This window comes from Streptomyces sp. NPDC007162, assembly GCF_040634175.1.
Taxonomy (GTDB): domain Bacteria; phylum Actinomycetota; class Actinomycetes; order Streptomycetales; family Streptomycetaceae; genus Streptomyces.
Genome location: NZ_JBEYFC010000047.1, coordinates 12787 through 30300, shown reverse-complemented (window position 1 = coordinate 30300; position 17514 = coordinate 12787). Strand labels below are relative to the sequence as shown.

General features: G+C 71.7%; 19 protein-coding genes. 10 read left to right on the top strand and 9 right to left on the bottom strand.

All coding sequences use genetic code 11. The features are described 5' to 3' along the window. Positions 1-566 (bottom strand): hypothetical protein (locus ABZ646_RS08510; protein ID WP_360514536.1); only part of this gene is annotated, 566 nt, incomplete at its 3' end. Positions 567-663: 97 nt separating this feature from the next. Here ABZ646_RS08510 and ABZ646_RS08505 point away from each other — a divergent pair. Together ABZ646_RS08505 and ABZ646_RS08500 are read left to right on the top strand one after the other, a co-directional pair. Beyond that, positions 664-1059: a hypothetical protein gene (locus ABZ646_RS08505; RefSeq protein ID WP_360514533.1), complete on the top strand. Its 396-nt coding sequence runs from the start codon at positions 664-666 to the stop codon at positions 1057-1059. Next, positions 1056-1964, top strand: a complete 909-nt coding sequence (locus ABZ646_RS08500; protein ID WP_360514530.1) for a hypothetical protein — start codon at positions 1056-1058, stop codon at positions 1962-1964. The genes ABZ646_RS08505 and ABZ646_RS08500 overlap by 4 nt, the downstream gene beginning before the upstream one ends. 62 nt (positions 1965-2026) lie before the next feature. Here the strand turns inward: ABZ646_RS08500 and ABZ646_RS08495 are convergent, their stop codons facing one another. Continuing rightward, positions 2027-3271, bottom strand: coding sequence for an Ig-like domain-containing protein (locus tag ABZ646_RS08495; protein ID WP_360514527.1), 1245 nt, complete (start codon positions 3269-3271; stop codon positions 2027-2029). Positions 3272-3494: 223 nt separating this feature from the next. Continuing rightward, positions 3495-3839: a hypothetical protein gene (locus ABZ646_RS08490; RefSeq protein ID WP_360514524.1), complete on the bottom strand. Its 345-nt coding sequence runs from the start codon at positions 3837-3839 to the stop codon at positions 3495-3497. A 109-nt stretch (positions 3840-3948) separates the two neighbouring features. On the opposite strand from ABZ646_RS08490, the gene ABZ646_RS08485 reads away from it, so the two are divergent. Together ABZ646_RS08485 and ABZ646_RS08480 are read left to right on the top strand one after the other, a co-directional pair. Further along, a complete protein-coding gene (locus ABZ646_RS08485; RefSeq protein WP_360514521.1) occupies positions 3949-4266 on the top strand; it encodes an LAETG motif-containing sortase-dependent surface protein in 318 nt (105 codons plus the stop codon). Between the two features lie 41 nt (positions 4267-4307). Continuing rightward, positions 4308-5090, top strand: coding sequence for a hypothetical protein (locus tag ABZ646_RS08480; protein WP_360514518.1), 783 nt, complete (start codon positions 4308-4310; stop codon positions 5088-5090). Positions 5091-5207: 117 nt separating this feature from the next. Here the strand turns inward: ABZ646_RS08480 and hutH are convergent, their stop codons facing one another. The 3 genes from hutH to ABZ646_RS08465 all read right to left on the bottom strand — a co-directional run bounded on the left by hutH (position 5208) and on the right by ABZ646_RS08465 (position 8925). Further along, entirely contained in the window at positions 5208-6746 is a 1539-nt protein-coding gene (gene hutH / locus ABZ646_RS08475; RefSeq protein ID WP_360514539.1) for a histidine ammonia-lyase, read from the bottom strand. Between the two features lie 76 nt (positions 6747-6822). Continuing rightward, positions 6823-7968 (bottom strand): sensor domain-containing diguanylate cyclase, encoded by a 1146-nt coding sequence (locus ABZ646_RS08470; protein WP_360514516.1) that lies wholly within the window; start codon positions 7966-7968, stop codon positions 6823-6825. A 162-nt stretch (positions 7969-8130) separates the two neighbouring features. Then, a complete protein-coding gene (locus ABZ646_RS08465) occupies positions 8131-8925 on the bottom strand; it encodes an enoyl-CoA hydratase-related protein (RefSeq protein ID WP_360514513.1) in 795 nt (264 codons plus the stop codon). Between the two features lie 212 nt (positions 8926-9137). Between ABZ646_RS08465 and ABZ646_RS08460 the strand changes: the two genes are divergently transcribed. After that, positions 9138-9683, top strand: a complete 546-nt coding sequence (locus tag ABZ646_RS08460; protein ID WP_360514510.1) for a hypothetical protein — start codon at positions 9138-9140, stop codon at positions 9681-9683. A 162-nt stretch (positions 9684-9845) separates the two neighbouring features. On the opposite strand, the gene ABZ646_RS08455 is transcribed toward ABZ646_RS08460, so the two are convergent. Together ABZ646_RS08455 and ABZ646_RS08450 are read right to left on the bottom strand one after the other, a co-directional pair. Then, on the bottom strand, positions 9846-10952 hold the full coding sequence (locus ABZ646_RS08455; protein ID WP_046731859.1) for an adenylate/guanylate cyclase domain-containing protein: 1107 nt from the start codon (positions 10950-10952) through the stop codon (positions 9846-9848). A 163-nt stretch (positions 10953-11115) separates the two neighbouring features. After that, a complete protein-coding gene (locus ABZ646_RS08450; RefSeq protein WP_360514507.1) occupies positions 11116-11991 on the bottom strand; it encodes a biotin--[acetyl-CoA-carboxylase] ligase in 876 nt (291 codons plus the stop codon). Between the two features lie 110 nt (positions 11992-12101). Here ABZ646_RS08450 and ABZ646_RS08445 point away from each other — a divergent pair, with 110 nt between their 5' ends. The 4 genes from ABZ646_RS08445 (at position 12102) to ABZ646_RS08430 (ending at position 14770) form a co-directional block, all read left to right on the top strand. After that, positions 12102-13685, top strand: coding sequence for an acyl-CoA carboxylase subunit beta (locus tag ABZ646_RS08445; protein WP_360514504.1), 1584 nt, complete (start codon positions 12102-12104; stop codon positions 13683-13685). Between the two features lie 17 nt (positions 13686-13702). Continuing rightward, positions 13703-13915 carry an acyl-CoA carboxylase epsilon subunit gene (locus tag ABZ646_RS08440; RefSeq protein WP_360514501.1) on the top strand — a complete coding sequence of 71 codons (213 nt, stop codon included), beginning with the start codon at positions 13703-13705 and terminating at the stop codon, positions 13913-13915. An 86-nt stretch (positions 13916-14001) separates the two neighbouring features. After that, the gene (locus ABZ646_RS08435) at positions 14002-14130 is read left to right on the top strand and encodes a hypothetical protein (RefSeq protein ID WP_358978637.1); all 129 of its coding nucleotides are present in this window, start codon (positions 14002-14004) and stop codon (positions 14128-14130) included. A gap of 37 nt (positions 14131-14167) precedes the next feature. Further along, positions 14168-14770 carry a nucleoside triphosphate pyrophosphatase gene (locus ABZ646_RS08430; protein WP_360514498.1) on the top strand — a complete coding sequence of 201 codons (603 nt, stop codon included), beginning with the start codon at positions 14168-14170 and terminating at the stop codon, positions 14768-14770. On the opposite strand, the gene ABZ646_RS08425 is transcribed toward ABZ646_RS08430, so the two are convergent. Further along, complete coding sequence (locus tag ABZ646_RS08425; RefSeq protein ID WP_360514495.1) at positions 14742-15263, bottom strand: hypothetical protein; 522 nt, start codon at positions 15261-15263, stop codon at positions 14742-14744. The two genes, ABZ646_RS08430 and ABZ646_RS08425, sit on opposite strands and share 29 nt — an antisense overlap. Positions 15264-15635: 372 nt before the next feature. Between ABZ646_RS08425 and ABZ646_RS08420 the strand changes: the two genes are divergently transcribed. Continuing rightward, entirely contained in the window at positions 15636-17408 is a 1773-nt protein-coding gene (locus ABZ646_RS08420; RefSeq protein WP_360514492.1) for a biotin carboxylase N-terminal domain-containing protein, read from the top strand. Positions 17409-17514 lie beyond the last annotated feature (106 nt).

The window sequence follows — 17514 nt, the reverse complement described above, 5'->3', positions numbered from 1 at the left end:
TACGTGTACGCCAGGTGCCCGCGAGCGGCCATGAGGTCCGGCGACTGCGGATGTCCCGGCGGGACGAGCGCACCGGCCTGTTCGACCAGCCGCCCCAGCAGCGGCTCTCGCCGCTCCCGGTCACCGTCCCCGGTCGTGAGCCCTCTGGTGACCAGCACGACGCGTGCCACGCACGTCCTCGGCTCGGCTCCGAGGACATCGAGGATTTCCGGACGGTCGTCCAGTACCCGGCGCTGTTCGTCCGGCAGCAGGTCGGGCCGATGACGGTACAGGCGGCAGCGGTAGAAGGCGGCTCGGTAGAAGTCGACCAGGGCGTCGGCGGTGTCGGGGACCGGGCCGGGACGGTTGCGTTCCTCATGGAACCCCGCCAGCGCGGACCACGCGGGAAAGAAGTCGGCCGGCTCCGCTCCGTCGGTCTCCTCGGCGTCGGCGAGGGCGCAGTGCAGACGGGTCGCTTCGGCCGAGACCTCGCCGGACCGCAGCGTCTCGGGATCCCCGTCGCCACGCAGTGCCGCGAGTCGAGCGGGCAATCCGTGCAGGAACTCCCGCAGTTCTTCTGCGTCCACCAGCGCGTCCCCCGTTCCTGCCCGGTCGACGAATCAGTCGAGCAGCACACCAATCCACCGACGGTAGACCATAGTTGGATATGAAGGGAAGGTGGACATGACCCAGACCTCGCCGCCGAGCCTGGCGGACCTGTGCGCCGAGCTGCCCCGCCTGAAGCGCGACGCCGCACGCAACGGCCAGCACGCACCACTTCGGCAGTTCGTCCAGGCCTTGCACGACGTCCTCGAACTGCCGGACCCGTCCGCGCGGGCGGCATCCCTCGACGAGACGCTCACCCGGATCTGGCGTACCTACGGGCTGCTGGTCGACCCCCGCTCGTCCTGGCGCCCCGACACGAACCTGCCCGGTCCGTTGTCGGCCGCCCCCGTCAAGGGCGCGTACCTCTGCCCCCGAGGACACTGCGGCCGGGAGGAGAAGCGGGGCCCCGGCGGGGCGTTGCCGCTGTGTGCCCTGTACGAGAACGAGCCGCTCACGTTCGAGGGGCAGCCTTGAGAGGGTTCCTCGACGAGATAGGCAAGCAGCTGGCCGGCCGGTGGATGGCCCTGCTCACCATTCCCGGCCTGCTCTTCCTCATCACGACGGCAGCCGCCCGGGGTCTTGGTCACACCATGGACTTCGCACGTGCCGGGGACCGGCTGCGCCACCTCACCCCGGATCACGGAGAGCCCCCGGCCACCCTCGTCCTCTCGGCTCTCGTCGTGCTGGCCCTGGCCACCTTCGCCGGTCTGCTCGCACACTGGATGTCCGCCGCGATCGAGGAGTTGTGGCTCACCCCATGGCGTCTGTGGCCCGCCGGCCCCCTGCTGCGCGATCGGCGCCGTCGTTGGGCACGGGCGCACTGGCGGTACCAGCAGGCCGATCAGCGGCGCGAGCAGGCGGAGCTCGCCGGGCTTGTGCAGACGGCCGAAGCGCATGCCCGGGTGGCGGTCCAGCAGGCTGCGCGCCGCAATCGCATCGCGCTGACGCGACCGCGTCACGCAGGGTGGATGGCCGACCGGTTGAACAGCTGCGGATCGCGGATCATGGGCCAGTACGGACTGGACCTCGACATGGTCTGGCCCCGCATGTGGCTGTTGCTCCCCGACCCGGCGCGTACCGACGTCCGGGCCGCGCGCGAAAGGTTCTCCCAGGCATCCGGTCTGGCCGCATGGAGTGTGCTCTACGTCGTCGTCGGATGCCTCTGGTGGTATCCGATGGCTCTCGGCGGGCTGTCCGCCGGCTTCCTCGCATGGACGCGGGCACGCCGGGCGGTGGGGAACCTCGCGGACCTCGTGGAGTCCAGCATGGACGTGCACTCTCCGCTGCTCGCCGAGCACCTCGGCGTTCCGCTGCCCGACGGGCGGATCACCCCCGCCATCGGCGCGACGCTGCGCGAGCGGATCCGCAAGGGCGCATAGCGGAGGCGGCCACCCGCACGGGCGACCGCCTCTCACCTCGAACCGCAGCCGATACCTCGGTGTCAGACGGCCGAACCGGCCTTCCAGGCGGCCCAGTTCATGTTCCAGCCGTTGAGGCCGTTGTCGGGGGCCACGGTCTTGTCGCCGGTGTTGGAGATGACCACGACGTCACCGACGATCGAGTGGCTGTACATCCAGTAGGCGGGCGTGCTGGTGTCGTCGGCGCCCTTGGTGTCGGACAGGCCGACGCAGCCGTGGCTGGTGTTCACGCTGCCGAAGATGGACTTGGCGCCCCAGTAGTTGCCGTGCAGGAAGGTGCCGGAGCTGGTGAGGCGGATGGCGTGCGGCACGTCCTTGATGTCGTACTCGCCCTTGCCGTCGCTGTCGGTGAAGCCCACGGTCGCGCCGTTCATGCGCGTCTCCTTGAACTTCTCGGACATCACCATGACGCCCTGGTATGTCTTGTTCTCCGGCGAACCCGCGGAGATCGGGATGGTCTTGACGGTCCTGCCGTCCTGCGTGACCTTCATCTCCTTGGTCTTCGCGTCGACGTAGGAGACCTGGTTGCGGCCGATGTGGAAGGTGACCGTCTTCTGCTGGACGCCGTAGACACCGGAGGCGCCCTCGACACCGTCGAGCGCCAGCTTCAGCGTGACGGTGGAGTTCTCCTTCCAGTAGTCCTGGGGACGGCAGTCCATGCGCTGGGTGGAGAACCAGTGGCAGGCGACCTCCTGGCCACTGGTGGTGCTGACCGTGATGCCCTTCTGGACGGCGGCCTTGTTGGTGATCTGCTTGTCGAAGTTGATCGACACGGGCATGCCCACGCCGACGGTCGAACCGTCCTCCGGCGTGAAGGTGCCTATGAAGCTGTTGGTCGGGGAGACCGTGGTGAAGGACGCGTTCTCGTGCGCGACCAGCCCGGCGGAGTCCTTGGCCTCGGCGGCGACCTTGTAGGTGGTGGACCGCTCCAGCTGGACGGAGGGCTTCCAGCTCTTCTTGTCGGCGGACAGCGCGCCGGAGACCGCCTTGCCGTCGGCGGTGGTCATGGTGACACCGGTGAGGGTGCCCTTGCTGACGGTGACGGCGGCCGAGTTGTTGATGGACGCGTTGCTCGACCCGTCCCTGGGCGTGATCGTGATGTCGGCCTGCGACGACTTCTTGGCCGCGGCCTCGTCCGCCTGCGCCTGGGTGCTGCTGCCGCCGCCGGACGCCTTGTCGTCGCTTCCGGAACACGCCGTGAGCACCAGAACACCACCGAGCAGTGCGGACGCGGCCACCAGGCCCTTGCGCCGCTTACTGTCCGTCATCACACGCTTCTCCATCGTTGCCGAGTCCGCGAACACACCGGGAGTCCCCGCCGGAAAGCCTCAACGCTTCGGCTGCTTCGTCCCGTTCCGCATTCTTCGGATCTGTGGGGCACACCACGTCCGCGGGGGCGGCTGGTGCGCGAGGGGCCGGTCCGAGCGCCCTCTGGGACGACAAGACCCCGGACGGCGGCGGCCGTCCGAGGTCACTGGTTCCCCGGATCGCTCAGCCGATGCCGTCCTCTTCTTCGTCGTCCTCGTCATCATCCTCGTCGAGATCCCACTCCGGCGAATCCGGATCGTAGGAAATGCGCTCGCTGGACCAGGACGCCTGCTGGAGCTCGACGCCGGGCACCTCGCTGACCAGGTCGAACGGATCCACCAGATAGGCGACGGCCTCGGCGGTGTCTTCCGTCACAGCGGCCTCGGCGTGCGTCCGCTCCTCGTCGGGCAGCTCGGGATCCTCGGCGATGCGGCGCAGCGCGGCCTTGGCGACCTCGCCGGCGTCCTCGACCTCAAGGACCAACTCCACCCGAAGTCGTACAAAACGTGATGCCTCTGGAGTGCTCATGCCCGGAGCGTACGACCGAAACCTCCCGTGACTTTCCCGTGACCCGCGATTTTCACTAACATCTGCCCACACGGCCAATTCGCCAGCGTCACAAGGGGATCGATATTCCGTGTCATCCGCTCGCCGCCCGTTGCTGACCGCCACCGCCGCAGGCACGCTCCTGTGCGCACTGTGGTTCGTCCCGTCCGCCAACGCGTCGCAGGACGCCCCGGCGAGAACCAGCACGCCGGAGGGCACCGCGACCCGGGTCACGCAGCAGGCCAGAGCACTGTCCGAGGCGACGTCCGAGGCCACCGGGGACGCCACCCGGCTCGCCGACACCGGCAGCCCGAACACCACCCCGTACGTCGTCGGCGGCAGCCTGTTCCTCGCGGTCGGCGCGGGCTTCGTGGTCTATTCGGTGCGCCGGGAGCGGCTGGAGTTCTAAACAACTTGACCGGCTCTTGACCGGGGACCCACAGTCCTCCCATGAAGAGATCATCGGGCGTGCGGACCTGCGCCCTCGCCGTCGGCGGCGCGCTGTCCCTCGCCCTCATCACGGGCTGCTCCGCGGGCGGTTCGAAGGACGACTCCGGCTCGAAGTCCGCCTCGCCGTCCGTTCGGGCGCTGAGCGCCGCGCAGTTGAAGCAGCGGATCCTCGTCCAGGGCGAGGTGGACGGCTACAAGGTCAACGCGGTCGGCGAGGGTGCCGCGGTCAGGAGCAGGACAAGGACCAGCGACGAGAAGTGCCGTCCACTGGCCTACGTCCTCACCGGCCTCGCCCCGGCCGACGCGCCCGCCGAGATCGGCCGCACGGTACGGGAGGACAAGAAGGACCCGACCGACGACGCCACGTCCCTCGACGACCTGGCCGACGGCAAGTTCGAGAGCGCGCTCAAGGACTCCCTGGACCTGGACGTCACTTCCCTCGATCTGTCGTCGTACGACGGCCGAGGCGCCGAGGACGCCGTGCAGGCGGTCTCCGCCGCGTTGAAGGACTGCGCCGCCGGCTTCACGGGCGGCACCGCCGGCGACGAGCAGAAGATCACGAAGGTGACGGCGGCCAGGCCCTCGGGCACGGGCGACGAGTCGGTGGCCTTCACGGCGACCACCGACATGGACGGCGACAAGGCCCCCCTGCACGCGGAGGTGGTCCGCCACGGCAACATCCTCGCGACGTACTTCACGATGAACATCGGCGCGATGATGGCCGGCAAGACGTACACGGTCCCGCCGGCGGTCATCAAGGCCCAGGCGGCGAAGCTGAACTGACTCAGGCTTCAAGGGGGCGCTCCTGAAGCGGCCCCTTTCAGGGGCGCGAGGCTGTGGTCGACATGCGGCTACCGCCGTGTGGGCGCGACCAGCCCCCACGCACCCGCACGGAACGACCTACCGCAACGCCCCGGTCACCGTCTCCACGGCAGCGACGATTCCCCCGCCCCGCACGAACTCCTCCGCAGCCGCGAGATCCGGCGCCAGGAACCGGTCAGGACCGGCCCCCCGCACCCCCGCGGAGCGCGCCGCCTCGATGACAGCCTGCGACGCCGGCGCCGGCGTCAGCCCCTCGCGCAGCTCGATCGCCCGGGTGGCCGCGTACAGTTCCACGGCGATGACCCGCGCCAGGTTCCCCACCGCCGTCCGCAGTTTGCGCGCGGCCGACCACCCCATGGACACGTGGTCCTCCTGCATCGCCGAGGAGGGGATGGAGTCGGCCGACGCCGGAACGGCCAGCCGCTTCAACTCGCTGACCAGCGCGGCCTGCGTGTACTGGGCGATCATCAGACCCGAGTCGACACCGGCGTCGTCCGCGAGGAACGGCGGCAGCCCGTGGCTGCGGTTCTTGTCGAGGAGCCGGTCCGTCCGCCGCTCGGCGATGGACCCGAGGTCGGCCACGGCGATGGCGAGGAAGTCGAGGACGTAGGCGACGGGCGCCCCATGGAAGTTGCCGTTCGACTCGACCCGTCCGTCGGGCAGCACCACCGGGTTGTCGACGGCCGACGCCAGCTCCCGCTCGGCGACCAGCCGCGCATGCGCGAGCGTGTCCCGGCCCGCCCCGGCGACCTGCGGAGCACACCGCACGGAGTAAGCGTCCTGCACCCGCGGCGCGTCGTCCTGGTGGTGCCCGGTCAGCTGGGAACCCCGCAGCACGGCGAGCATGTTGGCGGCGCTGTCGCCCTGCCCCGGGTGCGGGCGGATGGCGTGCAGTTCGGGCGCGAGCACCTTGTCCGTGCCGAGCAGTGCCTCAAGGCTCAACGCGGCCGTGACGTCGGCCGACTTGTACAGCATGTCCAGGTCGGCGAGGGCCATCACCAGCATGCCGAGCATGCCGTCGGTGCCGTTGAGGAGGGCGAGCCCCTCCTTCTCGCGCAGTTCGACGGGTGCGATCCCGTGCTCGGCGAGCAGCTCACCGGCGGGCCGCACGACCCCGTCCGGACCCTCGGCGTCGCCCTCCCCCATGAGCGTGAGGGCGCAGTGGGACAACGGGGCCAGGTCGCCGGAGCAGCCGAGGGAGCCGTACTCGTGCACGACGGGGGTGATACCGGCGCTGAGCACGTCGGCCATGGTCTGCGCGACCTCGGGACGCACACCGGTGTGTCCGGAGCAGACGGTCTTCAGCCGCAGGAACATCAGGGCCCGTACGACCTCGCGCTCGACCCGCGGCCCCATGCCGGCGGCGTGCGAGCGGACGATGTTGCGCTGCAGCTGGGCCCGCAGTTCCGGGCTGATGTGCCGGGTCGCGAGGGCACCGAAGCCGGTGCTGACGCCGTAGACGGGCTCCGGCTTGGCCGCCAGCGCGTCCACGATCTCCCGGGCCGCCGCGAGCGCCGCGACCGCCTCCGCCGACAGCTCGACGCGGGCACCGCCGCGCGCCACGGCGAGAACGTCGGACGCGGTGACACCGGACGTCCCCACCACCACAGTGTGCATATCCATATTCAGGATCGTAAGCACTGAATGCAGCCGCTGTCACTAGTGGAGCACGGGGCTGCCCCTTACTTCTACGTCACAGTCCCCGGCGTCCGCGGAAGCTGCGCCGTTCGGCCCGTTCCGGCGGGGGCGCGTCCGCCAGCCGTACGACGGGGTCGTCCGGCCCCTCCCGTCCGGCCACCACCGGACGGTCCGCGCGCAGCGCCTTGGCACGGTACTGGGCGGCGTCCGCGAGCCGGAACAGACGGCGGGCGGAACGCACGGGACCGATCGGGTCCGCGGTCGAGGCGACCCCGCACGCGACCCCCTCCCCCAACTCCAGCTCCCCGGCGCGGCGGCAGAGTTCCTCGGCCGCCGTGACCACCTCGTCGGCCGGCGGGCCGACCGTCAGCAGACAGAACTCGTCACCGCCGAGCCGCGCGGCGAGGGCGCCCGGCAGCATCGCCCCGCACAGGGACAGCACCGAGCCGAAGCGTTCGAGGAGCCGGTCGCCGACGGCGTGCCCGCGGGTGTCGTTCACCTTCTTCAGCCCGTTGAGGTCACAGACGACCAGGCTGACCACGGCGCCGTCCGTGCGGTGCCGGTCGATCGCCTCGTCGAGGCGCACGTCGACGGCCCGGCGGTTGGCGAGGCCGGTGAGGGCGTCCGTGTAGGCGAGCCTGCGGGCCTCCTCCAGGCGCTCGGTCTGGGCGATGCCGGCGGCGACGACGGAGGCGAGGACGGTGGCGAAGCCGGCGTCGGCGCGGGCGAAGACGGGAGCGTGCACGGCGCGGGCGACGTACAGCTCGCCCCAGGCCCTGCCGTGCAGCACGATCGGGGCGACCAGGCAGCAGCCGCGGCCCCGGCGGCGCAGGGCGTCGACGCGCCGGTGCGAGTAGCCCGGGCGGCCGGCGGCGGCGCCCTCGGCCGTCTCGACCCAGGCGTTGGGGCTGCCGCCGCCCGCCCAGCGTTCGTGCAGGAACTCGGTGATCTCCGGGAACTGGTGCACCGGGTAGGCCTCGGTGTCCGGGAACTCCTCCTCGTCGGGGGCGCGCTCGCCGACGTTCACGAGGACCCGCAGCCGGCCGAGTTCGCGCTCCCACACGGAGAGCGCGGCGAAACTGCCGTCCAGGGCGCGGCAGGCACCGGTCGCGGCGGCGTGCCAGCACTCACGCGGGGTGTGCGCGGCGGCCATGCCCTGCGCCAGCGCCACTATGGCGGCGAGGCGGTTGTCGTCACCCATTACTCCAGGTTAGGGATGATTTGCTGCATTCGGGACTCTGGTGCGGCGAACAGGTGTTGCGGGTCGCTTGCGGGCCGGTGGGGGCCGATCGCGCCCACGCGGCGGCAGCGGCACACCGCATTCGGCCCCGCGCCCGTCACAGGGCGTTCCGCAGCCGCTTCTCTATTCGCCCGGCCACTGCGGCTTCCGCTTCTCGTTGAAGGCAGCCACCCCTTCGACGCGGTCGCCGGAGAAGGCCACCGTCCGCCAGGCCGCGTCCTCGACCTCCAGCCCGGCCCTCAGGTCCAGCCCGTGCCCCAGCCGCAGCGCCCGCTTCGCCGCCCGCAGCCCCACCGGCGAGTTCGCCGCCATCCGGGCCGCCAGCGCCAGCGCCGCCTCCCGGTCCTGCCCGGCCTCCACCAGCTGGTCGACCAGACCCAGTTCGTGTGCCTCCGGCGCCTCCACCCGCCGCGCCGAGAAGATCAGCTCGGCCGCGCGGGCCGCGCCGACCCGGCGGGGCAGCAGCTGCGTACCGCCGCCCCCCGGAATCACGCCCACCGACACCTCCGGCAGGCCCACCACGGCCGTACTGTCGGCCACGATCACATCGCAGGACAGTGCCAGCTCGAAGCCCCCGCCGAGCGCGTAGCCGTGCACGGCGGCGATCGTCGGCATCGGCAGTTCCAGCACGCCCGTGTACGCCCCGCGCGACAGCGGCCGCGCCCGGACCAGCTCCGCGTCGGTCATGGAGTTGCGCTCCTTGAGGTCGGCGCCGACACAGAACGCCCGCTCGTGCGAGGAGGTCACCACCACCACCCGGGCGTCCCGGTCGGCGCTCAGCGCGGCACACGCGGCCACGATCGAGCGGGCCATGTCCGCCGACACCGCGTTCATGGCCTTGGGCCGGTCCAGGACCAGCTCCGCGACCTGACCGTGCCGTCGCACCAGCACGAACTCCCCGAACCGCTCCTCGCTCACGACGCCCTCCGGTTAACGCGGGTTAACAGACTGGGCCCGATCATCGCAGCCGGGGCGGCCCGGGGAAAGGGGCACCGGCGGGTCCCGGGCACCGATGGCCCGGCAGACCCCCGTTCGGGTGACATCCCGGGAGACTCCCGGCGCACGCCCCGCGGGAGCGCATAACGTGCGCTCGCCATGGCGTATCGGGGGCACGGCGGGGAGGAAAGGCCATGACGGGAACGTCCGCAGCCGGTCGCCGGGGGCGGCACCGCAAGCCCCGCCCCCGCAAGGTGCTGCTCGCCACCGGAGGGCTCGCCCTGGCCGCCGGTGTGCTGAGCCTCGTACGGCTGACGCCCGACGGCGGCGGGGCCGGCGCGCCCGGCGCGGCGGAGGCCGAGCCCCGGCTCGATCCGACCGCCGACGCGACGACGGCCCGCTCGGCGAACGCGGCCGCCACCGTCGGCCCGGTCCCCACGGCCGCCCCGTCGACGGCGGGCACCACGGGAGGCGCGAGCCCCACGCCGACGGCCAGCGCGGCGAGCAGTACGGCCGCCGCGTCGCCTGCTGCCTCCCCCACCGCCCTGCCCCGCACTGTCCCGGTCCCGGTCCCGACGACCATCCCGGCGAGCCCTGCCCGGCCGCCGGACCCGCCGCCCGCGCCGGCCACCAGCGCCCCGCCCACGACAACCACCCCGACGCCCGCGGCACACCGACCGGGCGGCGACGTCTGCCTCCCGATCGTCGGCCTGTGCGTGAACCCGCTCAACGCCGACTAGGGAAGGCCTCCGCCGGACCGGCCCGCAGGGAGGTCACGGTGACTCACAGGACGAGGTGACCCCGTGCCCGCGGCCCGGTCCAGAGGACGGCGTCGCCGGGCGGGCGGCGGATCAGGTGGAGTGCGGGAAACGGTCCCGGTCGGCCCTGACGCGGGACGGCCGCTAGGGCTCCCCGTCGCGGCGGGTCAGCAGCCACGGCTCCACGACGCCCAGGCCGCGTACCGGACGCTGCCACATGGGCTGGAGCGCGAAGCGGTAGGTGGGGGGCTCCTCACCCTCCTTCTCAGCGGCCGCCGCGGCCTCGGCGGCCTCCGCCTCCGAGGCGGGCGCCTCACCGCTGCGGATCAGTTCCTCGGCGAAGGCGGAGTCGACGAGCACGGCGTCGCGGGGGGCTATGGAGGTGAGCCGGGAGGCCAGGTTCACGGTCGTACCGAAGACATCGCCCATTCGGGTGGTGACGGTGCCGAAGGCCATGCCGACCCGCAGCTCCGGCATCGTCTCGTCGTGCGCCATGGTCTCCACCAGGCGCAGCGCGATGTCCGCGGCGACACCGGAGTCGTCGGCGGCGTACAGGACCTCGTCGCCGAGGGTCTTGATGAGCCGGCCGCCCCGGGCCGCGACCAGGTCGGCGGCGGTGGTCTCGAAGGCCTCGACCAGCTCGCCGAGCTCCTCCTCCTCCATCCGGCGGGTCAGCCGGGTGAACCCGACGAGGTCGGCGAAGCCGACGGCCAGCCGCCGGTCGACCATCTCCTCGTCGTCGGCGGCCTGCACGACCCGGCCCGCGGAGGCGGCGAGCTGGCGGCGCCAGACGTAGACGAGGAACTCCTCCAGTTCGGGGAGCAACAGTTCGACGATCGGGTACGTGACCTCGGTACGGGTCATGCCCGGCTCGGGAGGCTCGGTCAGACCCTCCAGGAAGGAGTCGATCTGCCACTCGGCCAGACGGGCGGTGGTCTGCCCGGTCGACCGTGCCACCTGCACGGCCATGGCCTCGCTGAGCAGCCCCGCCTCGACGAGACCCGCGAGCCGGCGCAGGGCCAGCACGTCGGCCTCGGTGAGCGCCTTGGCCTGCCCGATGTCCGCGAAGCCCATCGCCCGCCAGAACCTCGACGCCAGCTCCATGGAGACGCCGGCGCTGCGGGCCGCCTGGAACGGGGTGTAGCGGCGCTCGGCCCCGAGGATCAGGCCTTCGAGGCGCAGCGCGAGGGGGTCCTCGCCGGAGTCGGCGGCGTCCGCGCCCTCGCCGGAGCCCGTGTCGTCGACGGTCACGCCTGCTGCCCTTCCGATCTACCGCGGTCGCATACCGACCGGCCTCAACTCTACGGCAGGTGTGCGGTAGCTCACTTCGTGAGGTGGGCCGGGACGGGGGGGTGCGGTGCACCCAGGGTCACCGGCGGTCCCGGCGGGCGCCCCCTGGGGAGACGGCCACGCCTCACGCCGGGCGCAGGTGGACGATGTCGCCCGCGCCCACCGGTTCCTGGAGCCCGTCGGCCGTGGCGATCACCAGTCTTCCGTCGCCGTCCACGGCGACCGCCTCCCCGACCAGCGACCGGTCCCCGGGCAGCTCGGCCCGTACGGTCCGCCCGAGGGTCGCGCAGCCCGCCGCGTACGTCTCCTGGAGGCCGCTGGCCGCCGGATCGCCACCCGCCGCGCGCCAGCGCCCGTACCAGTCCTCCAGGGGGCGCAGAACGCCCCGCAGCAGGGTCTCCCGGTCCGTGCTCACCGCCCCGGCCAGCGCCAGCGACCCCGCCTGGGGCACCGGCAGCTCCGCCGCGCGGAGCGTGACGTTGATGCCGACGCCCACCACCACCCCGTCCTCGCCGGCCCGCTCCGCGAGGATGCCCCCGGCCTTGCGCTCCTCGCCGTCCACGGTGACCAGGAGGTCGTTCGGCCACTTGAGCGCCGTGTCGACGCCCGCCGCCCGCGCCAGCCCCGTCGCCACCGCCACGCCCGTGAGCAACGGCAGCCACCCCCAGCGGGCCACCGGCACCTCCGCCGGCTTCAGCAGCACCGAGAAGAACAGTCCCGAGCGCGCCGGCGCCGTCCACTGGCGGTCCAGCCGCCCCCGCCCCGCCGTCTGCTCCTCGGCGACCAGGACGGCACCCTCGTCCGCCTCCCCCGCGAGGGCCCGTGCGACGAGGTCGGAATTGGTGGAGCCGGTGCGCTGCACGACCACGACGTCGCGGTAGAGACCCCCGTGGCCGCCGTCCCGCACCAGGGCCCTGCGCAGCCCGGTCTCCTGGAGCGGTGGACGGTCCAGGTCGGACCAGCGATTGTTGTTCTCGTCTGCTGCATCTCGCGACGTCATGCAAGCCACCCTAGGTGTGTTGTACGCCGCACTGCCGTTTGACAGGTGCCCCACTACGCTACGGATGAGTAACCGTCCCCCCTTTTGAGCAGGCAGGGAGCCGCATCCCGATGTCCGAGCCGGAAGAGATCGACATTCACACGACCGCGGGGAAGCTCGCGGATCTCCAGCGTCGTGTCCACGAGGCGACACACGCCGGTTCGGAGCGCGCGGTCGAGAAGCAGCACGCCAAGGGCAAACTGACGGCCCGTGAGCGGATCGAACTGCTCCTCGACGAGGACTCCTTCATCGAGCTGGACGAGTTCACCCGGCACCGCTCCACCAACTTCGGCCTGGAGAAGAACCGCCCCTACGGCGACGGCGTCGTCACCGGCTACGGCACGGTGGACGGCCGCCCGGTCGCCGTCTTCTCCCAGGACTTCACCGTCTTCGGCGGGGCGCTGGGCGAGGTCTACGGCCAGAAGATCGTCAAGGTGATGGACTTCGCCCTGAAGACCGGCTGCCCGGTCATCGGCATCAACGACTCCGGCGGCGCCCGCATCCAGGAGGGCGTCGCCTCACTCGGCGCCTACGGCGAGATCTTCCGCCGCAACACCCACGCCAGCGGTGTCATCCCGCAGATCTCCCTGGTCGTCGGTCCCTGCGCGGGCGGCGCGGTCTACTCCCCGGCCATCACCGACTTCACGGTCATGGTCGACCAGACCTCGCACATGTTCATCACGGGACCGGACGTCATCAAGACGGTCACCGGCGAGGACGTCGGCTTCGAGGAGCTCGGCGGCGCCCGCACCCACAACTCGGTCTCCGGTGTCGCCCACCACATGGCGGGCGACGAGAAGGACGCCGTCGAGTACATCAAGCAGCTGCTGTCCTACCTGCCGTCCAACAACCTCTCCGAGCCGCCGCTCTTCCCCGAGGAGGCCGACCTCTCGGTCACCGCCGAGGACCTGGAGCTGGACACCCTGGTGCCGGACAGCGCCAACCAGCCGTACGACATCCACACGGTGGTCGAACACGTCCTGGACGACGGCGAGTTCTTCGAGACGCAGGCGCTGTTCGCGCCGAACATCGTCACCGGCTTCGGCCGCGTCGAGGGCCACCCGGTCGGCATCGTCGCCAACCAGCCGATGCAGTTCGCGGGCTGCCTGGACATCAAGGCGAGCGAGAAGGCGGCCCGCTTCGTGCGCACCTGCGACGCCTTCAACGTCCCGGTCCTCACCTTCGTCGACGTCCCCGGCTTCCTGCCCGGTGTCGACCAGGAGCACGACGGCATCATCCGCCGCGGCGCCAAGCTGATCTACGCCTACGCCGAGGCCACCGTCCCCCTGATCACCGTGATCACCCGCAAGGCCTTCGGCGGCGCCTACGACGTCATGGGCTCCAAGCACCTGGGCGCCGACCTCAACCTCGCCTGGCCCACCGCCCAGATCGCCGTCATGGGCGCCCAGGGCGCCGTCAACATCCTGCACCGCCGCACCATCGCCGAGGCGGACGACGCCGAGGCCACCCGGGCACAGCTCATCCAGGAGTACGAGGACACCCTCCTCAACCCCTACACGGCGGCCGAACGCGGTTACGTCGACGCCGTGATCATGCCCTCGGACACCCGCCGCCACGTCGTACGGGGCCTGCGTCAGCTGCGCACCAAGCGCGAGTCCCTGCCCCCGAAGAAGCACGGCAACATCCCCCTCTAAGGACCCAAGGAGCCACGGTGACGATCAAGGTCGTACGGGGCAACCCCACCCCGGAGGAGCTGGCCGCCGCACTGGCGGTCGTAAGAGCACGCGCGGCGGCCATGGCGGCAGCCGTCCCCGAGCAGGCCACGGGGGCGAAGGACGCCTGGTCCGACCCGGCACGGATCGCCCGGCACCGGAACCCCCTGCCGAGCCGGACCGCATGGACGCGCACCTACTGGCCGAGCTAGTGCCGCGGTCAGAAGTGCAACCCCGGGCTCCGATTTGAGTATCCCTACTCAGGCGCCCTCCCCCGTCCGAGCCGCACGCTGGTGCCATGCTCTGGTCGGACCCCGAAGACGAGCCGCCGAAGGAACTGCGGGACATGCAGAACACCCTCCGGCGGCTCGGCGTCTTCCTGGCCCTGGTGATGCTGGTACTGATGTTCGTCCTGGGCGTGAGATGAGGAACCCCCGCCGGGGACCCACCGATACCCTGCACCCATGCGCAGACTCGTCCTCGCCTCCCAGTCCCCCGCCCGGCTGAACCTCCTGCGTCAGGCGGGCCTCGCCCCCGAGGTGATCGTCAGCGGCGTCGACGAGGACGCCGTCACCGCTCCCACCCCCGCCGACCTGGCGCTCGCCCTCGCCGAGGCCAAGGCGTCCGTGGTCGCCGCCCGCCCGGACGTGCGGGGCGCGATCGTGATCGGCTGCGACTCGGTGCTGGACCTCGACGGCCAGGCGCTCGGCAAGCCGGCCGACGCCGAGGAGGCGACGGCCCGCTGGAAGTCGATGCGCGGCCGGGCGGGCACCCTGCAGACCGGGCACTGCGTGTGGGACACGGCGGCCGAGCGCTGGGTGTCGGCGACCGCGTCCACCGTCGTACGGTTCGGCGAGCCCACGGACGAGGAGATCGCCGCGTACGTCGCCACCGGCGAACCCCTCTACGTGGCGGGGGCCTTCACGCTGGACGGCCGCAGCGCCCCGTTCGTCGAGGGCATCGACGGCGACCACGGCAACGTCATCGGCATCAGCCTGCCCCTGGTCCGGCGGCTGCTCGCCGAGCTCGGCGTCGGCATCACGGAGTTGTGGGCGCCGGCGGGGTGACCGGACCGGCGGCCGGCGCGTCGTCCTCGCGGAGCTCCGGTTCCGGGCCCTCCTTCGGGCCCGGCCCGGAAGCGTCCCCGCCGTCCTCGGTCCGCACGCCGTCCGTGCGGTCGTACGTCATCAGGAGCAGCACGATGAGGGCGAGGACGACGACCATGTACAGGAACGCGGGCCATCCGCTCAGGCCCCACATCACGGCGCCCAGCAGGGCGTGCACGACCGCGGCGCTGACCAGCAGCACGCGGCCGAAGCCGGCGGGCGGACGGTTGCGTACCGCCACCAGCAGGGCGACCAGGGCGCACAGCGCGAAGTAGAGGCCGAAGACCACCGCGCCGACCCTGGCGGACATCGACATCCGGTCCGGATCGAGGCCGGCCAGGGACATGTGCTGGCGGTCGACGGCCACCGCCATGAACCAGTTGAGTGCCGCGATGCCGAGCGCCTCCGCGAGGAGTACGACCGCCACGACCCACGCCACCGGTCTGCGCACCACCGGTCCACCCACTTTCGTCCCCGACCCGGCCGAGCCGGTGTTACTTGAAGTTCGTTCAAGACATCGCGAACGCTACTAACGGGTAAACCCGGGGACAAGGGTCCGGTCGCCGGCAAAGAATCATTGGGCCATTCGTAGGGACTCAACAAAGAAACGGAGTGGGGCGCGGCACGCTCTCACAGAGACCTTGACCACACGGCGGGGCTAGGGTTTCCCGAAGGAGCCCTGCGTACCAAGGTGCGACAAGGGCTTTCGCGGGTCGGGCGAGCCCCGCATCACGCTCCGTGTGGGCAAGCTCACCATTGGGGACGGGTCGAAGTGCCGTGTCGGCCTTCCCTAAACTCGGCTTGTTTCAAGGAGGGAGCCTCAATCGTGCGCAAGGTGCTCATCGCCAACCGTGGCGAAATCGCTGTCCGCGTGGCCCGGGCCTGCCGGGACGCTGGGATCGCGAGCGTGGCCGTCTACGCGGACCCGGACCGGGACGCTCTGCATGTCCGCGCCGCGGATGAGGCGTTCGCCCTGGGCGGTGACACCCCGGCCACCAGCTACCTGGACATCGAGAAGGTCCTCAACGCGGCGCGCGAGGCCGGGGCGGACGCCGTCCACCCGGGCTACGGCTTCCTCTCCGAGAACGCGGAGTTCGCGCAGGCCGTGCTGGACGCGGGGCTGACCTGGATCGGCCCCCCGCCGCAGGCGATCCGCGACCTGGGCGACAAGGTGGCGGCCCGTCACATCGCCCAGCGCGCCGGCGCCCCGCTGGTGGCCGGTACCCCGGACCCGGTCTCGGGCGCCGACGAGGTGGTGGCCTTCGCCGAGGAACACGGCCTGCCGATCGCCATCAAGGCCGCCTTCGGCGGTGGCGGACGCGGCCTGAAGGTCGCCCGCACCCTCGAAGAGGTCCCGGAGCTCTACGACTCCGCCGTCCGAGAGGCGGTGGCCGCGTTCGGGCGTGGCGAGTGCTTCGTGGAGCGCTACCTGGACCGTCCCCGGCACGTGGAGACCCAGTGCCTGGCCGACACCCACGGCAACGTGGTCGTCGTCTCCACCCGTGACTGCTCGCTCCAGCGCCGGCACCAGAAGCTCGTCGAGGAGGCCCCCGCGCCGTTCCTCTCCGACGCCCAGATGGCCGAGCTGTACCGCGCCTCCAAGGCCATCCTCAAGGAGGCCGGCTACGTCGGCGCCGGTACCTGCGAGTTCCTGGTCGGCCAGGACGGCACGATCTCCTTCCTGGAGGTCAACACCCGCCTCCAGGTCGAGCACCCGGTGACCGAGGAGGTCGCCGGCATCGACCTGGTCCGCGAGATGTTCCGCATCGCCGACGGCGAGGAACTCGGCTACGACGACCCCGAGCTGCGCGGACATTCGTTCGAGTTCCGGATCAACGGCGAGGACCCGGGCCGCAACTTCCTGCCCGCCCCGGGCACCGTCACCCGTTTCGACGCGCCCACCGGCCCCGGTGTCCGCCTGGACGCGGGTGTGGAGGCCGGTTCGGTCATCGGCCCCGCCTGGGACTCCCTGCTGGCCAAACTGATCGTCACCGGCCGCACCCGTGCCGAGGCGCTGCAGCGGGCCGCCCGCGCGCTGGACGAGTTCCAGGTCGAGGGCATGGCCACGGCGATCCCCTTCCACCGCGTCGTCGTCCGCGACCCGGCCTTCGCCCCCGAGCTGACGGGCTCCGAGGACCCCTTCACGGTCCACACCCGCTGGATCGAGACCGAGTTCGTCAACGAGATCAAGCCCTTCGCCGCCCCCGCCGACGCGGAGGCCGACGAGGACACCGGCCGCGAGACCGTGGTCGTCGAGGTGGGCGGCAAGCGTCTGGAAGTCTCCCTGCCCGCCTCCCTGGGCATGACGCTGGCCCGCACCGGCCTGGCCGCCGGCGCCAAGCCCAAGCGCCGCGCCGCCAAGAAGTCCGGCCCGGTCGCCTCCGGCGACACCCTCGCCTCGCCCATGCAGGGCACGATCGTCAAGGTCGCGGTCGAGGAGGGCCAGGAGGTCAAGGAGGGTGACCTGATCGTCGTACTCGAGGCGATGAAGATGGAACAGCCCCTGAACGCGCACCGCAGCGGCACCATCAAGGGCCTCGCCGCCGAGGTCGGTGCGTCCCTCACCTCCGGCGCCGTGATCTGCGAGATCAAGGACTGACGACGCCCGACCCCTGACGCCCGGCGAACGACACCCACCGTTCGCCGGGCGTCGGTGTGTGCACGCCGGGTCATGCCCCCGTCGCAGGACAGCTCGCCCGGGGAAA